Here is a 21,644-nt window from a genome sequence, read left to right on the forward strand (position 1 = left end):
CGGCCTGACCGACGGGCCGAAGCGCTTCGCCCAGCTCAGGACGTGTATCGGCGTCACGCCGAAGGTGTTTCTGCGCCGTACCGGTAATGCTCCCTACATTCCGGACATGGGGTGAGTGGTGATATCGCCGCTATAAGGGAGAACGGATGGGAGTCGATCCCGAAAGCCGGTTCGAGGAGATCTACGGATCTTCGTACGGGCCGCTGCTCGGGTACGCGTTGCGTCGCTGCTCGGACCCCGACGACGCGGCCGACGTGGTGGCCGAGACCTTCATGGTCGCGTGGCGGCGCATGGAGGAGGTCCCCGAGGGCGACGAAGCGAGGTTATGGCTCTTCGGGGTGGCCAGGAACGTGCTGGCCAATCAGCGGCGCGGCGAGCGGCGGCACGAGCAGCGGACCGCCGCCCTGCGCGCGCAACTGGCGGCTTCGCCGCTCGTGGCCGAGCCGCCCAGGGAGGACCTCTCGCAGCTGGGCCGGGTGTTCCGGGCCCTGTCCGAGGACGACAGGGAGCTGCTGGCGCTGGTCGCCTGGGAGCGGCTGGATCCCGGCCAGATCGCCAAGGTGCTCGGCATCTCACGTAACGCCGTACGAGTCAGGCTCTACCGCGCACGCAAGCGCTTCGCCCGTGGCCTGGCCCAGGCCGGTATCGAGTATTCGCGCGCCGTCGCGATGGAAGGGAGCAGCCTGTGAACCTCGCCGATCTCGCCCGGGTGCGGGACGAACAGCTGGCCGGGGACCCCGTGGGGCAGGCGTCCGGCGCGGGGGCGCGGGCGCTGATGGAGTCGATCACGGCCGAGGAGCGGGTGCCGGCGCGAAGGCGTGCCCCGCGCAGAGGACGGTGGCTCGCGCTGGGTGCGGTGGCGGCCGTGGCGGCTGCCGTACTCGTCGTCGGAGTGCCGTTCGGCGGCCCCGTCACCGAGTACGCCAACGCCGCCGTCTCGGTCAAGGCCGGCGACGACTACCTGGAAGTGGCGATCAACGACCCCGAGGCCGAGGCGGAGGAGTTCACGAAGGCGTTCCGGGCGGTCGGGCTGGACGCCGAGGTGAAGAAGGCTCCGGTGGCGCCGGAGCAGGTGGGCGAGCTGGTCGGCCCGGTCATGGACGGGACCTTCCCGCCTGGCATGGGTATGACGATCACCCCGGTGGAACCCTGTGCCTCCGCCTGGTGCGGCAAGGTCTCCATACCCGTCCACTCCGCCGGAAAGATCATTTTCGGCATCGGCCGGCCCGCCGCGCCAGGGGAGCGCTATGCCACTGCGGGCCTGATCTCCCCGAACCCGGACGGCGATGAAGTCGACGGCTACAGGGCAGACGGTAAGCGGGTGGCCGAGGTGAGGGCCGGCTTGGAGCGGATGGGGCTCAAGATCACCTACATAGCGATGTGGCGGAACCCTGACGGCACCGGCGTCGGATACGAGGTGGAGGCCCCGTACATCAAGGACGATTGGGTCGTCGCTTACGCGCGCAAGACCGCGTCCGACGCCGCCGAAGTGATGGTCGAGGCCGGTTCCGACGTGCCCAAGGAGTCGCTGCCCAAAGCTCCGCTGCGCCAGGGCCCCGACTGGTGGAAGGAGTGAATCGGCTCTTGCCGTTCTCGCCGCGCTCGACGATGCTTTTCGTCTGACCCCGGCGGATCACGGCACGGTCACGTCTCGATTGCACCCCCTTGACGCGTGTCGGCGGCCGTCCGTACGTTCGGGCAAACGTTTAGGAAACTTTCCTAATTCCAAACGGGAGCCCTGATGACCCACCCGGGCGAGATCACTCGGCGTCAGATGCTGCGCCGCCTCGGCATGACCGCGTTCGTCGCCGGCCCCGGCGCGGGCCTGCTCAGTGCCTGCGCCACCGGCGGCACGGGAGGGGAGCCGTCGGCGGCCCCCAGCATCACCGCCTCCGCGAGCTCCAAGAATCCGTTCGGCGTCGATCCGAAGAAGCCGCTCGAGGTGGTGATCTTCGGCGGCGGGTACGGCGACGCGTACGCCAAGGACGTGCACGAGGCGCTCTACAAGAAGGAGTTCCCGGGCGTGACGGTCAAGCACGATGCCACCCAGCAGATCGGCACCCAGTTACGCCCGCGCTTCGTCAGCGGCGACGTGCCCGACGTGCTCAACAACTCCGGCCCCGAGTCGATGGACCTGGCCGCGCTGGCCGCCGAGGGGCACCTGGCCGACCTGAGCGTGCTGTTCGACGCCCCGTCCATCGACGATCCGGCCAAGAAGGTACGCGACACCGTCACGCCCGCCGTCATCGACAACGCCAAGATCGACGGCAAGGACCTCGTGCTCAACTACACGGTGTCGCACCGGGCGCTCTGGTACAACGCCAAGCTGTTCGCCTCCAAGGGGTGGACGCTGCCGAAGACGTGGGCCGAGTTCACGGCACTGGGGGACAAGGCCAAGCAGGAGGGCATCCTGCTCTTCGCGTACCCGGGGCTGAAGGGTCCGTACTACCAGCTCTGGAACGTCCTCTACACGGCCGCCAAGATCGGTGGGAACCAGGTCATCATCGACATCGACAACCTGGTCGACAACGCCTGGAACGCCGAGCCGATGAAGCAGGCGGTCGCGGCCTGGGTGGCCATCCAGGCGAAATATGGCGACAAAGCGTACTTTGGCCTCGACCACACCCAGACCCAGATCAAGCAGCTCCAGAACAAGCTGCTCTTCTACCCGGTGGGCTCCTGGATCGAGAACGAGATGGCCAAGGACAAGCCCGACGACTTCGAGTACGCCATCGCCCCCCTTCCCGACGTCACCTCCGCGGACAAGATGCCGTACGGCGCCATCCAGGTCGGCGTCGGCGAGAACTTCGTGGTCGCGGCCAAGGGCAAGAACCCGCAGGGCGGCCTCGAATACCTGCGCATCATGCTGTCCAAGGAAGGCGCGCGAGGCTTCACGGAGAAGACCGAGAACCTCACGGTGGTGAACGGCGCCGCCGACGGCCTCGACCTGCCCGCCGGCCTGCGGAGCGCCGCCAAGGCCCAGGACGCCGCCGGCCAGAACATCATCACCGACGCGCGTTTCGAGGGCTGGTACAAGGAGCTGTTCGACTACGGCACCCAGCAGATCAACGTGGTCATGGCCGGGCGCGTCACCCCGGAGAAGTTCTGCGCCGACATGCAGAAGAAGGCCGACCAGATCAAGAAGGACGACGCGGTCGCCAAGCAGACGCGGAGCCAGTGAGCAGATGGAGCGGCTGCGCAAGTACGGGTTCGTCGCCGGGTTTCTCGTCGTCCCGATCACGCTTTATTCGGTCTTCGTCATCAGCCCGTACATCCAGGCGTTCCAGCTCTCCCTGACCAGCTGGAACGGATACAGCTCGATCGTGCGGTACGTGGGGCTGGACAACTTCGGCCGGCTCTTGGGCGACGAGGTGTTCTGGCAGGCCCTGCGCAACCACGGGATCATGCTGCTCGTCCTGCCGATCGCGACGATCGTCATCGCGCTGTTCCTGTCGTTCCTGCTGAACCTGGGCGGCGGCCCGCGCGGCGCGGGCATGAGAGGGGTGTGGGGGTCGACGTTCTACCGGGTGGTGTTCTTCTTCCCCCAGGTCCTGGCCGTTGCCGTGGTGGGCGTGCTCTTCCAGGCCGTCTACCGGCCGGACGCGGACGGCGTGCTCAACGGTGTGCTCGCCGTCTTCGGCGCCGCGCCCGTCGGCTGGCTCACCGAGCCGGGCCTCGCCCTCTGGTCGATCATCGCGGTGATGGTCTGGCAGGGCGTCGGCTTCTACGTGGTGCTGTTCTCGGCGGGCATGGCGGCCATTCCCAAGGACTATTTCGAGGCCGCCGCGCTGGACGGCGCCGGGCGCGTGCGGTTGTTCTTCGCGATAACGCTGCCGCTGCTGCGCGACACCGTCCAGGTCGGCTGGATCTATCTGGGGATCGCGGCCTTCGACGGGTTCGCGCTGGTGCAGGTGCTGGCAGGCGACAAAGGCGAGCCGGACGGCGCGACGACCATTCTCCCCGTCACCATCTACAAAACGGCCTTCGCCTACAACAAGGTCGGTTACGCGTCCGCGATGGGTGTGGCGCTGTTCTTCCTCACCGTGACGTTCGCCGTGCTGACCTTGCGTACGACCAGGCGTGAGAGGGTTGAGCTCTGAAAATGGCCAGAAACCGTCCGCCGCGCCCCGGCGTGCTAGCCGGGCTCTCGCACATCGCGTTGGCCGTCTGGGCGCTGCTGATCATCCTGCCGCTGCTGTGGACGTTCCTGGCGTCGTTCAAGAGCAACACCGAGATCTTCGGCGATCCGCTGCAGCTGCCGGGGGCGCTGCGGCTGGACTCGTGGGGGAGGGCCTGGGACAAGGCGCACGTCGGGCAGTACATGCTCAACACCGTCATTGTCGTCTTCTTCGGCACGGCGGGCACGATGGTGTTCGGGTCGATGGCGGCGTACGTGCTGGCGCGCTATCAGTTCATCGGCAACAAGCTGATTTACTACTACTTCGTGGCCGGGCTGGCGTTCCCGGTGTTCCTGGCGCTCGGGCCGCTCTTCTTCGTCGTCAAGCAGCTCGGCCTGCTGGACTCCCATTTCGGGCTCATCCTCGTCTACATCGCGTACTCCCTCCCTTTCACCGTGTTCTTCTTAGCGGCATTTTTCAGGACATTGCCGGAAACAGTCGCCGAAGCCGCCATGATCGACGGCGCCTCGCACACCCGCACGTTCTTCCAGATCATGGTCCCCATGGCCAGGCCCGGCCTGATCAGCATCACGATCTTCAACGTCCTGGGTCAGTGGAACCAGTACCTCCTGCCCCTGGTCCTCCTGGCCGGCGACCCGAACAAATGGGTCCTCACCCAGGGCATCGCCAAGATCTCGACCTTGGCGGGATACGAGGCGGACTGGCCGGGCCTGTTCGCCGCACTGAGCATGACGATCCTGCCGGTCATGGTCGTCTACATCATCTTCCAGCGCCAGATCCAGTCGGGGCTCAGCTCGGGGGCGCTGAAGTAACGTGGCGCCCATGGACAAGAACCTGCCCGAATGGCGGCGTGAGGGCGACGAGATCCGGCGCACGGTCAACGCGCCCGACTTCCCCACCGCCATCCGCATCGTCGACGAGATCGCGGTGAAGGCCGAGGAGCTCAATCACCACCCCGACATCGACATCCGCTGGCGCACGCTCCATCTGACCCTCACCACCCATGACAAGGGCGGTCTCACCGATCTCGACTTCACGCTGGCCGCGATCATCGACGACATCGCGGCGAAACACGGCGCCTGATCTCGAATACGAACCGTAGCGGGTCGATTACTCGTTAGAGTGGGTGCCCTCCCGGAGCCCGCAGTGCCGTAAGGGGCCGTCAGGGCTCGAACCATGGAGGGTCTCATGCGCGTGCCCGCACTCCTGCTCGTCCTGCTCACCGCAGCCTGCGCGGGGCCGCCCGCCCCGGTCCAGAATTTCGCGAGCACCAGTGAGGTCTCGCCGACCGGGGGGATCAAGCTGTCCGGCGGAGGAGAGTTCAGTCCCACCGACACCTCCGCCATCGTGTACGACAGCAAGCTGGTCCCGAAGGGAGCCCAGGCCAGCGCGACCGTCGAGTCGTCCGGCAGCACGACCCGCACCTCTCTCGTGGTCGAGGGCCTGCTGCCCGACCACCGCTACGGAGCCCACCTCCACACCAAGCCCTGCGGCGCCAAGCCCGACGATTCGGGGCCCCACTTCCAGCACCACCGCGGCGAGGTCAGCCCGAGCAGCGAGGTCTGGCTCGACGTGGCCACCAACGGCGACGGCGCGGGCCGCTCCACCGCACGCAACGACTGGGCCCTCGACCCGCGCGATCTGCCCGGCTCGCTCGTCCTGCACTCCAAGGCCACCAAGACCTCGGGCCCTGGAGTGGGCACGGCGGGCGTGCGCGTGGCCTGCCTGACCCTGAAAAAGGCCTCCTGAGCGCCCGGAAAACCGGGCATAATTACACAATTACATAGCGAAGTTGGGAGTAGTCGTGACCCAGTGGCAGCCACCCAGATTACGGCTGTTTGAAGCCGCGCACCGCCGGGCGACCTGGCTCGAGCTACTCTACGACCTCGTCTTCGTCGTGGCCGTCGCCGAGCTGGCCGATGTGCTCACCGGGAGCCTGCTGACGTTCGTGGGCCTGTTCGTGCCGATCTGGTGGGCCTGGGCGGGATACGTCTTCTACGCCAACAGGTTCGACACCGACGACGTCAGCCACCGGCTGCTCGCGTTGCCGCAGATCCTGGCCGTGGCGACGATGGCGGCGAGCGTGAGCGACATCGGCCAGCGCTCGGCGCTCTTCGCCGTCTCCTACGCCGTGGCCAGGGTGCTGCTCATCGTGGCCTACGTCCGCGCCGGCCGCCACGTCCCCGAGGCCAGGCCGCTGGCCGTGCACTACGCCGTCGGGTTCGCGGTGGCCGTGCTCATCTGGCTGGCCTCGCTCGCCGTCGATCCGCCCCTGCGCTACGTGTTCTGGGGTCTCGCGCTCCTGATCGACCTCGCCACGCCCCTCCTGGGCAGGCGGCACCAGGGCAAGCTGCCGCCGCAGACCGAGCATCTGCCGGAGCGCTTCGGCCTGTTCGTGGTGATCGTGCTGGGCGAGGTGGTGGCCGCGGTCGTCGTCGGGCTGAAGGGCCACGACGTCACGCCGGGCACGCTGCTGATCGCCCTGGCGGGAGTGGCGATCGCGATGGGCTTCTGGTGGCTGTACTTCGGCCACATCGACGAGTCCGTCGTGCTCCGCACGCAGCTGGCCGGGCAGGTGTGGGTCTATTCGCACCTGCCGCTCTCACTGGGCCTGGTGGCGTTCGGGATCGGGATCGAGCACGCGATCGAGCACCCGCCGTCGACCAGCTGGTCCGTCGGGGTGCCCGCCGCCCTGGTGCTCGCCGTACTCGGCCTGCAGCACCTATGCTCGTCCGACAGGCGCGCGGGCACGATCCGCCTCGCCGCGGCGGCCCTCACGCTCGCCACCTCGGCGCTTCCCGTCGTGGCCGCGCTCCCGCTCATCCTCCTGTACGCGGCGGCGCAGGTGGCGTACGACCTGACGAACCGCCCTCAGCCGGAAGGTGCCGCATGACCCCCGAGGACCTGTTCGACCGCCAGCTTGCCGCCATCGCCGACCGCGACCTGGAGGCCCTGCTGAGCCAGTATCACGACGACGCCACGGTCGTCCGCTTCGACCGCGTCGCCCGGGGGCTCGCCGAGATCAAGGACCTGTTCACGGCGTACTTCTCGGCGGAGCCCCGGGTCGACGAGATCGTCTCGTCGCGGACGACCGACGACGTGATCTTCTACAACGCTCTGATGACGATCAACGGCAACCGCGTCACCACGTACGGCACCTTGGTGATCAGGGATGGCAGGATCTGGCGCCAGACGGCGGCCGCCATGCCGCTCACCTGATCGCCGCCGCCATCGGCTGCCACGGCGCCGCGTCGAAGATCAGCATGATCGAGGTGATCTTCCCGTCGTGCAGCCTGAAGTGCTCGGCCGTCCGCTGGATCCCGGCGGGCGTCGCCGTGTGCACGTCGTAGACGAGCGTCGCCTCCGACTCGCCGTACAACTCGCTGATCATCTCCACCTCCGTCACCACCCGCAGGAACCCCTCCAGTCCTGCCAGGTGACCGGCGGGGTCCGCGGACGCGATGAACGGGCTCCTGAACGAGAACGGCTCGCCCACCAGCGCCGCGGCGGCGGCCACGTCACCCCGGAACCGGGCGTCGTGATAGGCCCTGACGACCTCGCGCGCGCTCATCGGGCCTCCTGGGCGCTCAGGTGCTCGGCCAGCCGCTGCTGGTTGTCGGCCAGCCGCAGGCACAGGTGGCGCAGCGAGGTCAGCTCCTCGGGCGAGAACCCCCGGAAGATCGCCGCCATGGCGAGCTGCGACGGCTTCCTGAACGCCTCGATCCAGGCCCGGCCGTCAGGGGTGATCCTGGCGAGCACCGAACGCCGGTCGCGCGGGTCCTGAACCCGCCGGACGAGCCCGTCCTTCTCCAAAGTGTCGACAAGTCCGGTCACGTTCCTCGAGCTCACGCCCGCCGACTGGGCCAGCTCGCCGATGCTGAGGCCGTCGTCGCCGGTGGCGCTCAGCCGCAGCAGGACGTCCATGGCCCCTGAGCTGAGCCCGCGGCCCTCGCTGCCGTGGGAGCGCATGCGTTCGATGGCCTGGAAGGCGGTGCGCACGGCGGCCGCGGCCTCGAACGCGAGAGTGTCGTCCCCCGCGAACTCGCTCATGGCGGCTCTGGCCCGGGGATCGAAGAGCAATCCGGTTGAATCATGTTCCATCTTCATAATGAAGGAGCACTTTAGTACATGCTTCCAGAAATCGCCAGACCGGTCAGCGCGCCTTGACGAGAGCGAACGCGCCGCGGGTCAGCGCGAGGAGTTCCTGGGTCGCCTTCGTCCCGTCGAACGGCCGGCTCGGGTCGGTCGCCATCGCCGTGACGAAGTACGTCCTGCCATCCGATGATCGGGCGAGGTAGCTCAGGTCGAGCACGCCCGGCTCCGAGCCGCCCTTGAACCACACCGACGGCCACCGGCCCTTGTCCAGCCCCAGCCCGGCGTCGTTGATGGAGAGCACCTCGCCGATGTGTCCGTCGGGCAGCGCGGCCAGATGCGAGTAGACCTCGCACAGGTCGGCGGGGGAGGCGTACCACTCGAGGGTGTCCAGCTCGCGCGGCGCGGTCCACGCGGTGATGCCGGACCGCGGCACCTTGGCGACAACCTTGTCCAGGTACGCGCGTCGCCCCGCCGTCCCCAGCGACAGGTAGCGCTTGGCGTGGCGGGGATAGTCGGCGCCCTTGAGCACGAACAGCTCCCTCGTCGTGAGGAAGGGCACGTCGCGCTTGTCGTGCCCGCCCCAGGCCCGCACCGTGCGCTCGACCGCCTTCCGGCCCACCTTGTGGATCAGCAGGTCGGCGGCGGTGTTGTCGCTGATGGAGATCATCAGCTTGGCGGCCTCCAGGACGGAGACCTTGCTGCCGTCCGGGCGGTCCTGCAACTGGCCGGACGGCAGGCTCTTCAGCTCGGGTGTGATCGTGAGCTGGGTGTCCCAGCCGAACGCGCCCCCGCGGATGCGCTCGGCCACCGCGCCCAGCACGTACAGCTTGAACATCGACCCGAGCGGGCGGGCCACGCCGGGGCCGACGGCGTGCGCCGGGCGGCAGGCGCCGCCCTTGTCCAGCTCGGCCGCCATGAAGCCGGACCGGGGTGCCACCTTGCCGAGGCGTTCGTCCAGCTCGGCCCAGCTCTTGGGCTCCGGGACACGGAACCGCAGGCTGACGATCAGGCCGGCGGCGTCCACGGAGAGCAGGACCTCGTACGAGGTGCCGGCCGCCACGACGACCGCCACCAGCGCCCGGTCCTGCGACTGCGTGAGCCGTTCCAGCCGCATGTCCTTGAAAGCGGCCAGGGCCTGGTTGAGCTGGTCGGCGGGGATGTCTTTGAGGAAGCCGGCGGCGAAGTGCCCGGCCAGCTCGCCGTCGGGGATCGGTGTCCGGGGGACTGCGTCGAGCAGCCAGCGCAGCTGCCGGCCTGCCGGTGTGCCGGGGATCTCGGGCGCGGCCACGGCGCCGGCGCGGGTGACCGTGGCCTGGACCGGGACGGGCTCGCTCACGCACGCTGTCACGGCGACCGCCACCGCGGCCGCCGCCAGAACGCGGGCGGACTTCGACATGAGGGTCCCTCCTCGACTCGGTTTCGGGTGTTTCCAGCGAAGCGGGGGGTGAGGGCGCGGGCCACCAAGCGGGCCGCCGTTCTGGCAGGTGAGGATGGCCGTACGAAATATGCGGACAACCTCATAGACGCTTTCCCGAACGCCCGCCACGATGGGGGCCTATGAGTTCCAGGCTGGTGGCCGGGCTGCTGGCGACGATCGCGGCCGGGAGCATCGTGGCCGGCGTGCTGCTGGAGAGCGGGCGGCCTGTCCCGGCGACCGAGTGGATGTTCATCGCGCTCGGCCTGATCCTGCCCGCGCTGGGCTCGCTGCTGGCGTTCAGGCGGCCGGAGGTCCGCTACGGCTGGCTGCTGCTGGCCGGCGCGCTCTGCCTCGGGCTCGGCACGCTCGGCGTGGGCCTGTCGATCCGCGGCGGATATCCCGATCTCCTGGTCACCCTGCTCCGCTGCACGTTAGCCGGGTTCTACGGCCTGATCTGGATCTTCGTACCGCTGCTCTTCCCCGACGGGCGGCTGCCCTCGCGCCGGTGGCGGCCCGTCGCGTGGATCTCGGGCGTCGCCGTCGCCCTGCACGGCGCGGGGCTGGCCTGGGCCGGCGTCAACCCGTACGACTGGCCGGACCGGCCCTTGGCGGCCCTCCTCGTGGCCGGTGTCGCGCAGTTCGTGACGTGGATCATGGCGGTGGTCGTGCTCTGCGGGCTCGTGCTCCGGTGGCGGCGCAGCGGGCAGGCCGAGCGCGGGCAGTACGCGTGGATGGTCGGGGGCGTGGCCGCGTCCATGGCCGGAGGCGTGCTGGTGCTCAGCTCCGGGACGGGGGTGTTCGGGCTGGCGGGGGTGCTGGTGCTGGTCGGCGCGCTGCCGGCGGCCATCGGGGTGGCGGTCGTCCGGCACCGGCTGCTCGACATCAGGATCGGCATCAGGGGATCGCGGCTGCACCTGATGTTCGACGTGCGTCCGACGGTGGACGAGGTGCTCTCCGACCTCGGCACGGCGTTCGACGCCGGGCCCGAGCCCGTGGAGCTGCTCGGCCGGCTGGCCGCGGCCGTGCGTACCGGGCTGGAGGTCGGGTGGGCGGCCGTGACGCTCGCGGACGGCCGGCGCGTGGTCGCGGGCAAGGAGGAGGGCGCGGCAGTGCTGGCGGTGCCCGTACGCGGCGGCCTCGGGCGGATCGAATGCGGCCCGCCGCTCGTCACGGGCTCACTGCCGGGCGCGCTGCCCCGCTCGCTGACCCGTGAGGACCGGCGGCTCCTGGAGGCGCTCGCCGTGCCCGCCGGCCTGGCCATCCAGAGCGCCGGCCTGGTCACCCGCCTGGTCAACGCGCAGGAGGCGGAGCGCCGTCGCATCGAGCGCAACATCCACGACGGCGTGCAGCAGCAGCTCGTCGCGCTCATCGCCGGGCTCGAACTGGCCCGCGCCACGGGAGCGGGCCCCGACATGCTCATCCACCTGCGCGAACAGGCGCGCCAGACTCTTGCCGACCTACGCGAGCTGGCGGCCGGCATCCACCCGTCCGCGCTCAGCCAGGGCGGCCTGGCGGAGGCCGTGGAGGAGCGCTGCTCCCGCCTGCCCGTGCCGACCACGGTGACCGTTCCGCCCTCCTTGCGCTCCAGGCGGTTCGCCGATGAGATCGAGGGAGCCATGTACTTCACCGTGAGCGAGGCGGTGGCCAACGCGCTCAAGCACGCGGGAGCCGCCACCATAGACGTACGCCTGTCGCAGGCGGACGTCTCTGGTGGCGGCCGCCTGTGCGCCACGGTCGCCGACGACGGCACGGGCTTCGACCCGTCCGCCACGGATCGCAGAGGGCTGGCGACGCTGTCCGACCGGCTGGACGCCCTTGGCGGCGGCCTGACCGTGGAGAGCTCGCCGGGGAAGGGGACACGTTTGACCGCGTGGGTGCCGGCCGATGGATGACCTCGCACGCATCCGTACGGTGGTGGCGGACGACCACTACCTGGTACGCGAGGGCACCCGCCAGTTACTCGACATGTCGGGCGAGGTGACCGTCGTCGGCGCGGTGGGCAACGCCGACGAACTCCTGGACGCCGTCCGCCGCCTCGCCCCCGACGTCGTGATCACCGACATCCGCATGCCGGGCGGGGACTGGCGGCCCGGCTTCGAGGGCATAGACGCGGCCCACCGCATCCGCGCCGCCCACCCGGCGGTCGGGGTGGTGGTGCTGTCGCAGTTCTCGGACACGTTGTTCGCGTTCGAGCTGTTCAAGCAGGGCACGGAGGGTTACGCGTACCTCCTCAAGGACCGGGTGGGGGACCTCGACGAGCTGCTTGGGGCGATCAGGGCGGTGGCCTCCGGCGGCTCGGTCATCGACCCGAAGGTGGTGGAGGGGCTCCTGGCCAGGCGCGACGTACGGGGGCAGGGGGAGGCGCTGACGGCGCGCGAGCGGGATGTGCTGAGGGAGATGGCGCACGGCCGCTCCAACTCGGCCATCGCCCGGGCGCTGCACCTGTCGATCTCGTCGGTGGAGAAGAACGTCAACTCCATCTTCACCAAGCTCGGGCTGGAGAACAGCGGTGACGTGCACCGGCGGGTGGCCGCCGTCCTCGCTTACCTCGGCCCCGACGCGTCCTAGCGGGCTTCCTAGGATTGCCCGCATGCTGATCGAGGAACGTGCCCCCACGGAGGCCGGGCTCGCCGCGCTCATGGACGCGGCCTTCGCCGAGCTGGTCGCCAGGTACGGCCCCGAGGGCCGCTCGAGCGTGCACGCCGACGCGCGGTTCCTGGTGGCCGTGGTCGACCAGGCCGCCGTCGGCTGCGGCGCCGTGCAACCGGGCGAGGGCGCCACCGGCGAGCTCAAGCGCATGTACGTCGACCCCCGCTTCCGGGGGCGCGGCGTCGCCCGGGCCCTGCTGAAGGCGCTGGAGGAGCTCGCGGTGGAGCTGGGGTACGACCGGATGCGCCTGGCCACCGGAGTCCGCCAGCCCGAGGCTGTCGCCCTCTACGAGAGCTCCGGCTATGGGCGGATCGAGCCCTACGGCAAGTACGCAGGCCAGACGCTGATCTACTGCTATGCCAAGAACCTTCTGATGTGACGTGCAGCGTTCTGCGCGCACCCGCCCGCTCCTGATCGGCGGCAGAGGCCGGCTTCTCGCGACGGCGGTCAGCCGAAGACGGCGGGCGGGGGGACCGGGGCCAGGACCGGGTCGCCGTCCTTGATCGGTGCGGCGCCCGCGATGAAGTTCGTCAGCGCCTCCCCGTGGACGCATCTCGCCTGCGTGAGGCCGCCCGCCGCGCGGCGGGTCAGCAGGTCGACGGGCAGGGCCGTGCGCGAGGCCGCCACGATCAGGTTGCCGAAGCGGCGGCCGCGCATGATGCCCGGCTCCGCCAGCAGGGCCACGTGGCCGAACGTGCGCGTCACCGTGGCGAGCAGGCGCCTGGCGAAGGCGAGGCCCTTTCCGTCGGCCATGTTGATCAACAGGGTGCCGGACGGCCGGAGGACCCTGGCGAGGTCGCCCATGTACTCCATCGTGGCCAGCTCCACCGGCATCGTCGCCCCCGTGAAGGCGTCCAGCACCACCAGATCAGCCGACGCGTCCCAGACCTTGGCGGTGCCCTCCCGGCCGCCCTCGACGATGACCTTCAGCTTGGGCACCGACCGCAGGTCCAGCTGCTCGCGTACCAGATTGATCAGGAGACCGTCGGGCTCGATGACGATGTGGCGGGAGCCGCGGCGGGTGGCGGAGATGTAGCGGGGGATGGTGCAGGCGCCCCCGCCCACGTGTACGCAGCTCAGCGGTCCGTCGGGCAGAAGGTCGATCACATCCGCCATGAGTCGGACATACTCGAATTCCAGAAATGTCGGGTCTTGTAGATCAACGTACGACTGAGGTACGCCATCCTTGGACAGCACCCAGCCGTCCTGCCTGTCCAGGTCCCGGAGCAGCTCGATCTCGCCGAACGTCACCGGATACAGGCCAGGCATCGGTTCCCGCTGTCCACGTGCCAAGCTGATCCCCTCCTGGGAGAAACCGTATGCGACGACGAAGGCTGATTGTGCTCGTTATCGCACTGTTGGCGGTAGTTGGGGCGGGTGCTTTCGCTGTCATGGCGTCGAACGGGGTCAAGGGGAGCGCTGCCCAGACCGCCGCGGCGTACTTCGACGCGTGGCGCAAGGGTGACGTGTCCCGCATGGAGCGCCTGGTGTACCAGCCGCCTCGGGACTTCGCCGCTCAGCACTACCGGCTGACGGAGAATCTCCACGTCAGCTCCATCCAGCTGACACCCGGGCGGTTGAAGAGCATGGGGGAGGAGGCCGCCGAGGTGCCGTTCGCGGGGGTGCGGCAGCTCGACGAGTTCGGGGCGTGGCCGTTCGACAGCACGTTGCGGCTCGGCGTACGGGACCGGGCGTGGAAGGTGTTATGGGCCCCGGAGACGCTGCACCCCCTCCTCAAGGACGGCGGCACGCTGGAGCTGGACGAGATCGACGTCTCGGCGGCCGAGCTGGTCACCAGCGAGGGCGACAGGATCCCGAACGACAGCTACGCGGACTCGTACCTCAACCAGCTCAAACCCGAGCTCGCCCAGGCCGGGCACGCCTGGGAGCTGGTCTCGAAGGTGCCGGGGCAGCCCGTCAGGCAGCTCATGACCCACCAGCCCAAGGCGAACGTCGAGCGCACCACCCTGTCACGCAACGTCCAGGCCGCCGCCGCCAGGGCGCTGGACGCGGCCGATGACTCCACGATCATCGCCATCCGGCCGAGCACCGGCGAGATCGTCGCGCTCGCCGACCGCCTCAAGGACAACTACAGCGCCGTACGCGATGTCTTCCCGCCCGGGTCCGTCTTCAAGACGATCACCGCGGCGGCGCTGCTCAAGAACGGGCTCGACCCGGCGGCGCAGGTCCCGTGCCCGGGCACGTACACGATCCCCTTCAACCGGGCCTTCGACAACGACGGCAAGGTGGACCGCGGGCTCGTCAGCTTTACCGACGCGTACGCCTACTCCTGCAACACGACGTTCGTCGAGCAGGCCACCACCAGGCTGACCGCGGATCAGCTGCGCCAGACGGCCGACGAGTGGGGGTTCGGGCGGCCGATCGCGACCGGCATCGGCGGCACCTGCGGCACCATGCCGGACACCGACGACCCGAACATGTTCGGGGCGGACGCCATCGGCCAGGGCCAGGTGGTCGCCACGCCGCTGTGCATGGCCGCCCTCGCCGCCGCCGTGCAGAGCGGCACCTGGCGCTCACCCAGGCTGCTGTCGGAGGCGCAGGTGCGCCGCATCGACGGGGCGCCATACAAGGACGTGCCGATGGACGGGCAGGTCGTGGCCGCGCTCAGGGACATGATGGCCGCCGTGGTCGATCACGGTACGGCCAGGGACATGGGGCTGCCGGAGGGCGTGGCGGGCAAGACGGGGACGGCGGAGGTGCCCGGCGGCGAAGGGTCGCATGCGTGGTTCATCGGCTACCGGGACGACCTGGCCTTCTGCGTGTTCGTGCGGCACGGCGGCTCGGGGCGCCAGGCCGCCGTCCCCATCGCCGCCCGCTTCCTCAACGGCCTTTAGCGACAACGGTCTTTAGCCGTCAAAAGCTAACCTACGGTACCGTAGGTTTTTATGACGACCATCACCGTCAAGCCGAGGCTGCGAGGCTGGTTGCACGCCGGAGCGCTGCCCGTGGCGCTGGTCGCGGGGTTCGTGCTCGTGGCACTCGGCCCGACCCTGCAGGCGCGGCTGGCCGCCGCCGTTTACGCCATAACGTCCGGTTTGTTGTTCGGGATCTCGGCCACCTATCACCGGGGCACGATGGGTCCGCGGTTGGCGGAGTTCCTGCGCCGGTTCGATCATGCGAACATCTATCTGATCATCGCCGGCACCTACACCCCGTTCGCCCTGCTGGCGCTCGACGGGGCGGCGCGGGTCGCGGTGCTCGCCGTCATCTGGGGCGGGGCCATGGCCGGGGTGCTGTTCAGGGTGCTGTGGATGGGTGCGCCGCGCTGGCTCTACACCGTCCTCTACCTGGCGCTGGGCTGGACGGCGATCTTCGTGATGCCGCAGCTGCTGCACGGCGCGGGCGTGGCCGCCGTCGTGCTGGTGGCCGTCGGGGGCCTCTTCTACTCGGCGGGAGCCATCGTGTACGGCTTGCGCCGCCCGGACCCGTCGCCCCGCTGGTTCGGCTTCCACGAGGTCTTCCACGCTCTCACCCTCGCCGCGTACCTGGTGCAGTACATCGCGGTGTCGATCGTGGTCTATTCCCACGTGTGAATCACTGATATTTGACCCCGTGCTGGTCTCTTTCCGGCTATAACCCGGAAAACAGGTCAGCATGGGAGATATCACTCGGTCGTGGTGGCTGCTGCTCCTGCGCGGCCTCGCGTCCATCCTCTTCGGGTTCCTGGCCCTGATCTGGCCGGCGATCACGCTGTTCGTGCTCGTGACCGTCTTCGGCGCGTACGCGCTGGTGGGCGGGGTGTTCGAGCTGTTCGCCGGGTTCCGGCACGGGGCCGAGTCGAGGGCCTGGCTCATCATTTCCGGAATTTTCGGGATCCTGGTCGGTATAGCGACGTTCATCTGGCCCGGCATCACCTCGCTCGCCCTGCTCTTCATCGTGGCCTTCTGGGCCATCGTCACCGGTGTCCTGGAGATCGTCGCCGGGATCCGGCTGCGCAAGACCATCGACAACGAGTGGATGCTCATCCTCGGAGGCGCCCTGTCGGTGATCTTCGGCATCCTGCTGCTCGTCTGGCCTGTCACGGGCCTGCTCAGCCTCGTCTGGCTGGTCGGCGTCTTCGCGATCCTGCACGGCATCGCAGAGATCGCCCTGGCCTTCCGCGTGAAGAACTTCACTCAGAGGGTAGGTATGCCGTAAATTTTATGCGTATGGCCCCTCTCGGCAAGAGGAACACACGCCGCTTCGACGCACGTGGAGTCTTCATGGACGTACACGCCCGCCTCGCCCGCCACCTGCTCGTCGACGGCTACCGTCTCGTGCTCGACTTGGAGCAGAGCCACGGCTCCTGGCTCGTCGACGCCCGGAGCGGACGCCGTTACCTGGACTTCTACACGTTCTTCGCCTCCGCGCCGCTCGGCGTGAACCCACCCTTCGACGCCGATTTCATCCGGTTGCTCGGCCAGGTCGCCCGCAACAAACCGGCGAACCCCGACATCTACACCGAGCATCTGGCGGACTTCGTCGACACCTTCTCCCGCGTGCTGGGCGATCCGGAGCTGCCGCACCTGTTCTTCGTGGAAGGCGGCGCCCTGGCCGTCGAGAACGCGCTCAAGACGGCCTTCGACTGGAAGAGCCGTCGCAACGAGGCCGCCGGCCGCTCACGCGACCTGGGCACCAAGGTCCTGCACCTGACGAAGGCCTTCCACGGCCGCAGCGGCTACACCCTGAGCCTGACCAACACCGAGCCGGGCAAGACCGACCGGTTCCCCAAGTTCGACTGGCCGCGGATCGACGTGCCCGCCATCCACTTCGGCGACGTCGAGGCGGCCGAGGAACGTGCGCTGGCGCAGGCGCGCGAGGCGTTCGAGCGGAATCCGTACGACATCGCCTGTTTCATCGCCGAGCCCATCCAGGGCGAGGGCGGCGACAACCACATGCGGCCCGAGTTCCTCCAGGCCATGCAGGACATGTGCCACGAGTACGACGCCCTGTTCATCCTCGACGAGGTCCAGACGGGCGGCGGCACGACCGGCACGCCGTGGGCGTACCAGCAGCTGGGCCTCGCCCCGGATGTGGTGGCGTTCGCGAAGAAGGTCCAGGTGGGCGGGATCATGGCGGGTCGCAGGGTCGACCTGGTGCCGGAGAACGTGTTCGAGCAGAGCGGGCGCATCAACTCCACGTGGGGCGGCGGCCTGGTGGACATGGTCCGCAGCCGGGGCATCCTGGAGATCGTCGAGCGCGACGGCCTGATCGCCCGCGCCGGCGCCCTCGGCACCGCGCTGCTCGACGGCCTCACCAAGCTGGAGGCCGACCGCCCCGAGCTGGTCTCCAACGTCCGAGGCAGGGGCCTGATGTGCGCGTTCGACCTGCCGGACCACACCACGCGCGACGCGCTGGTGACCCGGCTCAGGGAGGATCACGGGGTGCTGGCGCTGCCCTGCGGTCCCCGTTCCGTACGCCTGCGCCCGGCGATGAACATCCCGGAGGCCGATGTCGACCACGGCCTGCGGGCGCTGGCGGAGGCGCTTACTGTATGACGCTGGCGGCCGAGCGGCGGGGGCCGAAGTAGCGCCAGAAGAAGTTGAGCAGCACGGTCACGCGGTTGCGCCCGCCCAGCAGGTACGCCACGTGGATGAAGATCCACACCAGCCAGGCGGGCAGCCCGCGCATGGTGAGCCCGTTGGACAGCTGCAACACGGCCTCCGACTTGCCCACGGTGGCCATGATGCCCGGATCGCGATAGGAGAACGCCTTCAGCGGCCGCCCTTGGGCGGCCGCCAGGATCTGCGTGGCCACGTGCTCGCCCATCTGCATCGCCGGCTGGGCGAGCTGGGGCAGCGGGTTGGGCGGCCCCGCCAGGTCACCGGCCACGAAGATCTCGGGATGCTCCGGTACGTTCAGCGCCTCCGTCACCTTGATCCTGCCGCCCTTGCCCTGTGGCAGCCCCCAGTCGCCCACCTGCTGGGGCGCCGTGACGCCGAGCGCCCACACGGTCACGTCGCTCGGCAGCCGCGTGCCGTCGGACAGCACCACCGCGTCCGGCTCGACGGACGCCACCGTGGAGCCCAGCCGTAGCCGCACCCCTCTCCGGCGCAGCGCCCGCGCCGCCGCGTCCCGCAGCCTCGCCTTGTACGGCGCCAGCACGTAGTCGAACCGCTCCACCAGCGTCACGCTGGTCTGGTCCGGCTTGATCTCGGGGTGCGTCAGCGGTAGCGTGCGCCGCCGCAGCTCGGCCAGCGTGCCGGCCATCTCGACCCCGGTCGCGCCCGCGCCGACCACCACGACGTGCACGCTCTTGCGCCGGCCCGCCGCGGTGTCCTCCAGGTAGTGCTGGAACCGGCGGCGCAACGTCGCCGCGTCGCTGAGCGAGTAGATCGGCAGCGCGTTCTCCTGCGCGCCCTCGATGCCGAGCCAGTTGGTGGTGACGCCGGTGCCCAGGACGAGGTAGTCGTACTCGACCCCGCTGCCGTCGTCGAGCTCCACGCGCCGCTCGGCCGGGAGGATCTTGGTCACCGCGGCCCGGCGTGCCCGCACGTTGGGCCACTTCGCGGCGAACGTGCGGACGGGGTACGAGACGTCCGCGCTGCTCATCGCGGCGGTCGCCACCTGGTAGAGGAGCGGCTGGAAGGTCGCGTACGGGTTGCGGTCGATGAGCGTCACCAGCGCTCCGGCCTTGGCCAGCTCCTTGGTGGCGGCCAGCCCGGCGAACCCGGCCCCCACCACCACGACTCGCGGTCTCTGCACCATGCCATGGTCCATGGCCTCACCGGACCCCCTTAAACCCTGGCCGAGCGTTCTTGCCGAAAAGGCATCTTTGCCTTTTCGGCAAGATCTGTTACGGTGATCGCCATGCCGACCAGTAACGGGCTGCGTGAACGCAAGAAGCGGGAGACCCGAGTCGCGTTGAGCCTCGCGACGATCCGCCTGTGCGTCGAGCGCGGCTGGGAGAACGTCACCATCGAGGACATCGCCGCCGCGGCCAACGTGTCCGTACGCACCTTCCGTAACTACTTCTCGAACAAGGCGGAGGCCATCGCCGCCGCCCACGTCGAGCGCACGCTGCGGATCGCGGACGGGATACGCGCCAGTCCGCCCGGCGAACCCCTGTGGGAGTCGATCGTGGCCGCGGTACGTGCCAACTTCGCGCCAGGCGACGGCGCGGGCGACGGCGCGGGCGACAGCGCCGGCGACAGCGCGGGCGACAGTGCGGACGACGGCGCGGGCGCCGAGTTCGGGCGCTGGCGCGACGGGGTCGCGCTCATGCTGGCCGAGCCGGCGCTGCAGGGCGAGGTGCTCAAGGCGAACGCGGCCGCGCAGGACGAGCTCGCCAGGGCGATCGCCGAGCGCACCGGTGCCCATCCCACGCGGGACGTCTACCCGAAACTGGTCGCCGCGGTGATCGGCGCCGGCAGCGCCGTGGCCATCGAGCACTGCCTGCGTGCCGAGCAGCCGACCCACCTCGACCAGGTACTGCGCGAGGTGTTCGACCGGCTCGCCGCGGGCCTTCCCGTTCCGTCCGACAGAGGAGAACATCGTGATCACTGACGTCGTCATCGCCGGTGGCGGCCCGAACGGGCTGATGCTGGCCTGCGAGCTGGCCCTGTCCGGCGTGCACCCCATCGTGCTGGAGCGCTTGGCCGCGCCCAGCACGGAGCCCAAGGCGAACGGCCTGCTCGGCCAGGTGGTGAGGATGGTGGACCGCCGTGGCCTCTATGAGCGTCTCAGCGGCAGCGAGGGGCCACCGCAGCCGAACTCCGCGTACTTCATGTTCGCCGCGATGGGCCTGGACCTGAGCCTGCTGGCGGACAGCCCGGTGTACGGCCTGGCGGTGCCGCAGCTCCGCATCGTGCAGGTGCTGGAGGAGCGCGCCCGCGAGCTCGGCGTGGAGATCCGCCGCGAACACGAGATCACCGGTCTGACACAGGACGACGACTCGGTCACGGTGGACGTCTCGGGTCCGGACGGGACGTACCGGCTGAGCTCCCGCTACCTGGTCGGCGCGGACGGGGCGCACAGCCTCACGCGCAAGCTGGCCGGCATCGGCTTCCCCGGCGTCACCTACGACCGGACGACCGTCCGTTCGGCGCACGCGACCGTTCCCGCGGACTGGGTGGACCCGGCCACCGGCGCGCTGAACGTGCCCGGCTACGGCGCCGTGCCGCCGTTCCTGCCGCACCGCACCGAGCGCGGCGGGTTCTCGTACGCGCCCCTGCCCGGCCACTCGCCGCTGATCAACACCAGCGAGTGGGACCAGCCGGAGCCCGACGCCCCGATGACCCTGGACGAGCTGCGGGAGAGCGTCCGCCGGGTGCTCGGCGCCGACGTGCCGCTCGGCCCGCCCGCCGGCGAGGGGCCGCACGTGCTGCGCCGCCTGACCAGCGGCAACACCCGGATGGCCGAACGGTTCTCCGACCGGCGCGTGTTCCTGGTCGGGGACGCAGCCCACGTGTACGCCGCCGCCGGCGGCGGCCCGGGGCTCAACCTCGGGCTGCAGGACGCGATCAACCTCGGCTGGAAGCTGGCCGCCGAGATCCGCGGCGGCGCGCCGGTCGGTCTGATGGACAGCTACGAGACCGAACGCCGGCAGGCGGCCCGCCGCATGATCATGAACGCGCAGGCGCAGTCCGCGCTGATCGGGCCGGGCAGCGACGTCACCGAGCTGCGCGAGCTGTTCACCGAGCTGCTCGGCTACCGGGACAACGTCCAGCACCTCGCCGAGCTCATCGCGGGCGCCGACGTCCGTTACGACATGGGGGAGTCCGGCGGGCACCCGCTGGCCGGCCGGTTCGCGCCGGACATGTCGCTGCTGACCGCGGACGGCACCGTCCGGCTCGCGGAGCTGACCCGGAGCGCGCGGCCCCTGCTCGTGGACCTGACCGAGTCCGAGTGCCTGACGGGAGCGCTGTCCGGGCGGCACGAGACGGCGGTGGACCTCGTGACGGCCCGCCCCGAGGCCCCTGCGCCCGCGGCCACCGCCCTCCTGCTCCGGCCGGACTCCTACGTGGCCTGGGCGTCGTCCTCGCCCCGCCCCGGCCCCGAGGAACTGAAGGCCCTCCAGGCGGCGCTGGAACGCTGGTTCGGCTGACCCGCCCTGGTCGCTTCGCCGTTCGGTGCGTCCCGGTGCTACTGAAGGTCCGCAGAAAGCCTCGGCCTTCAGTCAGGCGGGGGATGAATGCGGCCTCCGTTTGGTGGATGCCCTCGCCGTGGGTCGAGCGTGAGGAACACGCGTGCCCTCAATGGGCGGGTGTGGAGCGGGGGGTGGTCACGGCCGCCGTGACGTCGGATGGCGAGTTCTTCGACCGCCGCCACGCCGGCTCCGACGGTGTCTCCTCCAGGCAGTTGCCACGGGAGGCGAAACAGGACCGGCAGGACGACCTCGGGTA

23 protein-coding genes are annotated in these 21,644 nt (G+C 69.7%); 18 read left to right on the forward strand and 5 right to left on the reverse strand.

Annotated elements, in window-relative coordinates; translation table 11 throughout:
• Nucleotides 1–146: 146 nt before the first annotated feature.
• The 9 genes from AB0J64_RS31740 to AB0J64_RS31780 all read left to right on the forward strand — a co-directional run bounded on the left by AB0J64_RS31740 (nucleotide 147) and on the right by AB0J64_RS31780 (nucleotide 7,358).
• Nucleotides 147–689, forward strand: a complete 543-nt coding sequence (locus AB0J64_RS31740; protein WP_364034912.1) for a sigma-70 family RNA polymerase sigma factor — start codon at nucleotides 147–149, stop codon at nucleotides 687–689.
• Nucleotides 686–1,576 carry a hypothetical protein gene (locus AB0J64_RS31745; RefSeq protein WP_364034915.1) on the forward strand — a complete coding sequence of 297 codons (891 nt, stop codon included), beginning with the start codon at nucleotides 686–688 and terminating at the stop codon, nucleotides 1,574–1,576. Before AB0J64_RS31740 ends, AB0J64_RS31745 begins: the two co-directional genes overlap by 4 nt.
• A gap of 165 nt (nucleotides 1,577–1,741) precedes the next feature.
• Complete coding sequence (gene ngcE / locus AB0J64_RS31750) at nucleotides 1,742–3,181, forward strand: N-acetylglucosamine/diacetylchitobiose ABC transporter substrate-binding protein (RefSeq protein WP_364034918.1); 1,440 nt, start codon at nucleotides 1,742–1,744, stop codon at nucleotides 3,179–3,181.
• A 4-nt stretch (nucleotides 3,182–3,185) separates the two neighbouring features.
• The gene (locus AB0J64_RS31755) at nucleotides 3,186–4,100 is read left to right on the forward strand and encodes a sugar ABC transporter permease (RefSeq protein ID WP_364034921.1); all 915 of its coding nucleotides are present in this window, start codon (nucleotides 3,186–3,188) and stop codon (nucleotides 4,098–4,100) included.
• A 2-nt stretch (nucleotides 4,101–4,102) separates the two neighbouring features.
• On the forward strand, nucleotides 4,103–4,951 hold the full coding sequence (locus AB0J64_RS31760) for a carbohydrate ABC transporter permease (protein ID WP_364034924.1): 849 nt from the start codon (nucleotides 4,103–4,105) through the stop codon (nucleotides 4,949–4,951).
• Nucleotides 4,952–4,961: 10 nt separating this feature from the next.
• The gene (locus tag AB0J64_RS31765) at nucleotides 4,962–5,222 is read left to right on the forward strand and encodes a 4a-hydroxytetrahydrobiopterin dehydratase (protein WP_364034927.1); all 261 of its coding nucleotides are present in this window, start codon (nucleotides 4,962–4,964) and stop codon (nucleotides 5,220–5,222) included.
• A gap of 105 nt (nucleotides 5,223–5,327) precedes the next feature.
• Nucleotides 5,328–5,888: a hypothetical protein gene (locus AB0J64_RS31770; RefSeq protein WP_364034930.1), complete on the forward strand. Its 561-nt coding sequence runs from the start codon at nucleotides 5,328–5,330 to the stop codon at nucleotides 5,886–5,888.
• Nucleotides 5,889–5,943: 55 nt separating this feature from the next.
• Nucleotides 5,944–7,032 carry a low temperature requirement protein A gene (locus tag AB0J64_RS31775; protein ID WP_364034933.1) on the forward strand — a complete coding sequence of 363 codons (1,089 nt, stop codon included), beginning with the start codon at nucleotides 5,944–5,946 and terminating at the stop codon, nucleotides 7,030–7,032.
• The gene (locus AB0J64_RS31780) at nucleotides 7,029–7,358 is read left to right on the forward strand and encodes a nuclear transport factor 2 family protein (RefSeq protein WP_364034936.1); all 330 of its coding nucleotides are present in this window, start codon (nucleotides 7,029–7,031) and stop codon (nucleotides 7,356–7,358) included. Before AB0J64_RS31775 ends, AB0J64_RS31780 begins: the two co-directional genes overlap by 4 nt.
• Here the strand turns inward: AB0J64_RS31780 and AB0J64_RS31785 are convergent.
• From AB0J64_RS31785 to AB0J64_RS31795, 3 genes are read right to left on the reverse strand one after another with little or no spacing between them, the layout of a single operon-like run.
• The gene (locus AB0J64_RS31785; RefSeq protein ID WP_344990936.1) at nucleotides 7,351–7,710 is read right to left on the reverse strand and encodes a nuclear transport factor 2 family protein; all 360 of its coding nucleotides are present in this window, start codon (nucleotides 7,708–7,710) and stop codon (nucleotides 7,351–7,353) included. The genes AB0J64_RS31780 and AB0J64_RS31785 overlap by 8 nt on opposite strands.
• The gene (locus AB0J64_RS31790; RefSeq protein ID WP_364034939.1) at nucleotides 7,707–8,240 is read right to left on the reverse strand and encodes a MarR family transcriptional regulator; all 534 of its coding nucleotides are present in this window, start codon (nucleotides 8,238–8,240) and stop codon (nucleotides 7,707–7,709) included. The genes AB0J64_RS31785 and AB0J64_RS31790 overlap by 4 nt, the downstream gene beginning before the upstream one ends.
• Before the next feature lie 52 nt (nucleotides 8,241–8,292).
• Nucleotides 8,293–9,630, reverse strand: coding sequence for a serine hydrolase (locus AB0J64_RS31795; protein WP_364034942.1), 1,338 nt, complete (start codon nucleotides 9,628–9,630; stop codon nucleotides 8,293–8,295).
• A gap of 161 nt (nucleotides 9,631–9,791) precedes the next feature.
• Here AB0J64_RS31795 and AB0J64_RS31800 point away from each other — a divergent pair, with 161 nt between their 5' ends.
• Genes AB0J64_RS31800 through AB0J64_RS31810 form a run of 3 tightly spaced genes read left to right on the forward strand, consistent with a single transcriptional unit; the run spans nucleotide 9,792 to nucleotide 12,679 of the window.
• Nucleotides 9,792–11,543, forward strand: a complete 1,752-nt coding sequence (locus AB0J64_RS31800; protein ID WP_364034945.1) for an ATP-binding protein — start codon at nucleotides 9,792–9,794, stop codon at nucleotides 11,541–11,543.
• Nucleotides 11,536–12,219 carry a response regulator transcription factor gene (locus AB0J64_RS31805; protein WP_364034948.1) on the forward strand — a complete coding sequence of 228 codons (684 nt, stop codon included), beginning with the start codon at nucleotides 11,536–11,538 and terminating at the stop codon, nucleotides 12,217–12,219. The genes AB0J64_RS31800 and AB0J64_RS31805 overlap by 8 nt, the downstream gene beginning before the upstream one ends.
• Nucleotides 12,220–12,241: 22 nt before the next feature.
• Nucleotides 12,242–12,679 carry a GNAT family N-acetyltransferase gene (locus AB0J64_RS31810; RefSeq protein ID WP_364034951.1) on the forward strand — a complete coding sequence of 146 codons (438 nt, stop codon included), beginning with the start codon at nucleotides 12,242–12,244 and terminating at the stop codon, nucleotides 12,677–12,679.
• A gap of 68 nt (nucleotides 12,680–12,747) precedes the next feature.
• Here AB0J64_RS31810 and AB0J64_RS31815 read toward each other — a convergent pair whose 3' ends face one another.
• The gene (locus AB0J64_RS31815; RefSeq protein ID WP_364034954.1) at nucleotides 12,748–13,569 is read right to left on the reverse strand and encodes a fused MFS/spermidine synthase; all 822 of its coding nucleotides are present in this window, start codon (nucleotides 13,567–13,569) and stop codon (nucleotides 12,748–12,750) included.
• A gap of 122 nt (nucleotides 13,570–13,691) precedes the next feature.
• Here AB0J64_RS31815 and AB0J64_RS31820 point away from each other — a divergent pair, with 122 nt between their 5' ends.
• The 4 genes from AB0J64_RS31820 to lat all read left to right on the forward strand — a co-directional run bounded on the left by AB0J64_RS31820 (nucleotide 13,692) and on the right by lat (nucleotide 17,798).
• Nucleotides 13,692–15,155 (forward strand): penicillin-binding transpeptidase domain-containing protein, encoded by a 1,464-nt coding sequence (locus AB0J64_RS31820; RefSeq protein ID WP_364034957.1) that lies wholly within the window; start codon nucleotides 13,692–13,694, stop codon nucleotides 15,153–15,155.
• Nucleotides 15,156–15,206: 51 nt separating this feature from the next.
• Nucleotides 15,207–15,854 (forward strand): hemolysin III family protein, encoded by a 648-nt coding sequence (locus AB0J64_RS31825; protein WP_364034960.1) that lies wholly within the window; start codon nucleotides 15,207–15,209, stop codon nucleotides 15,852–15,854.
• 61 nt (nucleotides 15,855–15,915) lie between these two features.
• On the forward strand, nucleotides 15,916–16,458 hold the full coding sequence (locus AB0J64_RS31830; protein ID WP_364034963.1) for an HdeD family acid-resistance protein: 543 nt from the start codon (nucleotides 15,916–15,918) through the stop codon (nucleotides 16,456–16,458).
• Nucleotides 16,459–16,523: 65 nt separating this feature from the next.
• Nucleotides 16,524–17,798 carry an L-lysine 6-transaminase gene (gene lat / locus AB0J64_RS31835; RefSeq protein ID WP_364034966.1) on the forward strand — a complete coding sequence of 425 codons (1,275 nt, stop codon included), beginning with the start codon at nucleotides 16,524–16,526 and terminating at the stop codon, nucleotides 17,796–17,798.
• Here the strand turns inward: lat and AB0J64_RS31840 are convergent.
• Nucleotides 17,788–19,008 (reverse strand): NAD(P)/FAD-dependent oxidoreductase, encoded by a 1,221-nt coding sequence (locus AB0J64_RS31840; RefSeq protein ID WP_364034969.1) that lies wholly within the window; start codon nucleotides 19,006–19,008, stop codon nucleotides 17,788–17,790. The two genes, lat and AB0J64_RS31840, sit on opposite strands and share 11 nt — an antisense overlap.
• Nucleotides 19,009–19,110: 102 nt before the next feature.
• Between AB0J64_RS31840 and AB0J64_RS31845 the strand changes: the two genes are divergently transcribed.
• Together AB0J64_RS31845 and AB0J64_RS31850 are read left to right on the forward strand one after the other, a co-directional pair.
• The gene (locus AB0J64_RS31845; RefSeq protein ID WP_364034972.1) at nucleotides 19,111–19,806 is read left to right on the forward strand and encodes a TetR family transcriptional regulator; all 696 of its coding nucleotides are present in this window, start codon (nucleotides 19,111–19,113) and stop codon (nucleotides 19,804–19,806) included.
• On the forward strand, nucleotides 19,796–21,346 hold the full coding sequence (locus tag AB0J64_RS31850; RefSeq protein WP_364034975.1) for an FAD-dependent oxidoreductase: 1,551 nt from the start codon (nucleotides 19,796–19,798) through the stop codon (nucleotides 21,344–21,346). The genes AB0J64_RS31845 and AB0J64_RS31850 overlap by 11 nt, the downstream gene beginning before the upstream one ends.
• The last annotated feature ends 298 nt before the right edge of the window (nucleotides 21,347–21,644 follow it).

This window comes from Nonomuraea sp. NPDC049695 (assembly GCF_040674955.1).
In the GTDB taxonomy this organism is placed as follows: Bacteria; Actinomycetota; Actinomycetes; order Streptosporangiales; family Streptosporangiaceae; genus Nonomuraea; species Nonomuraea helvata.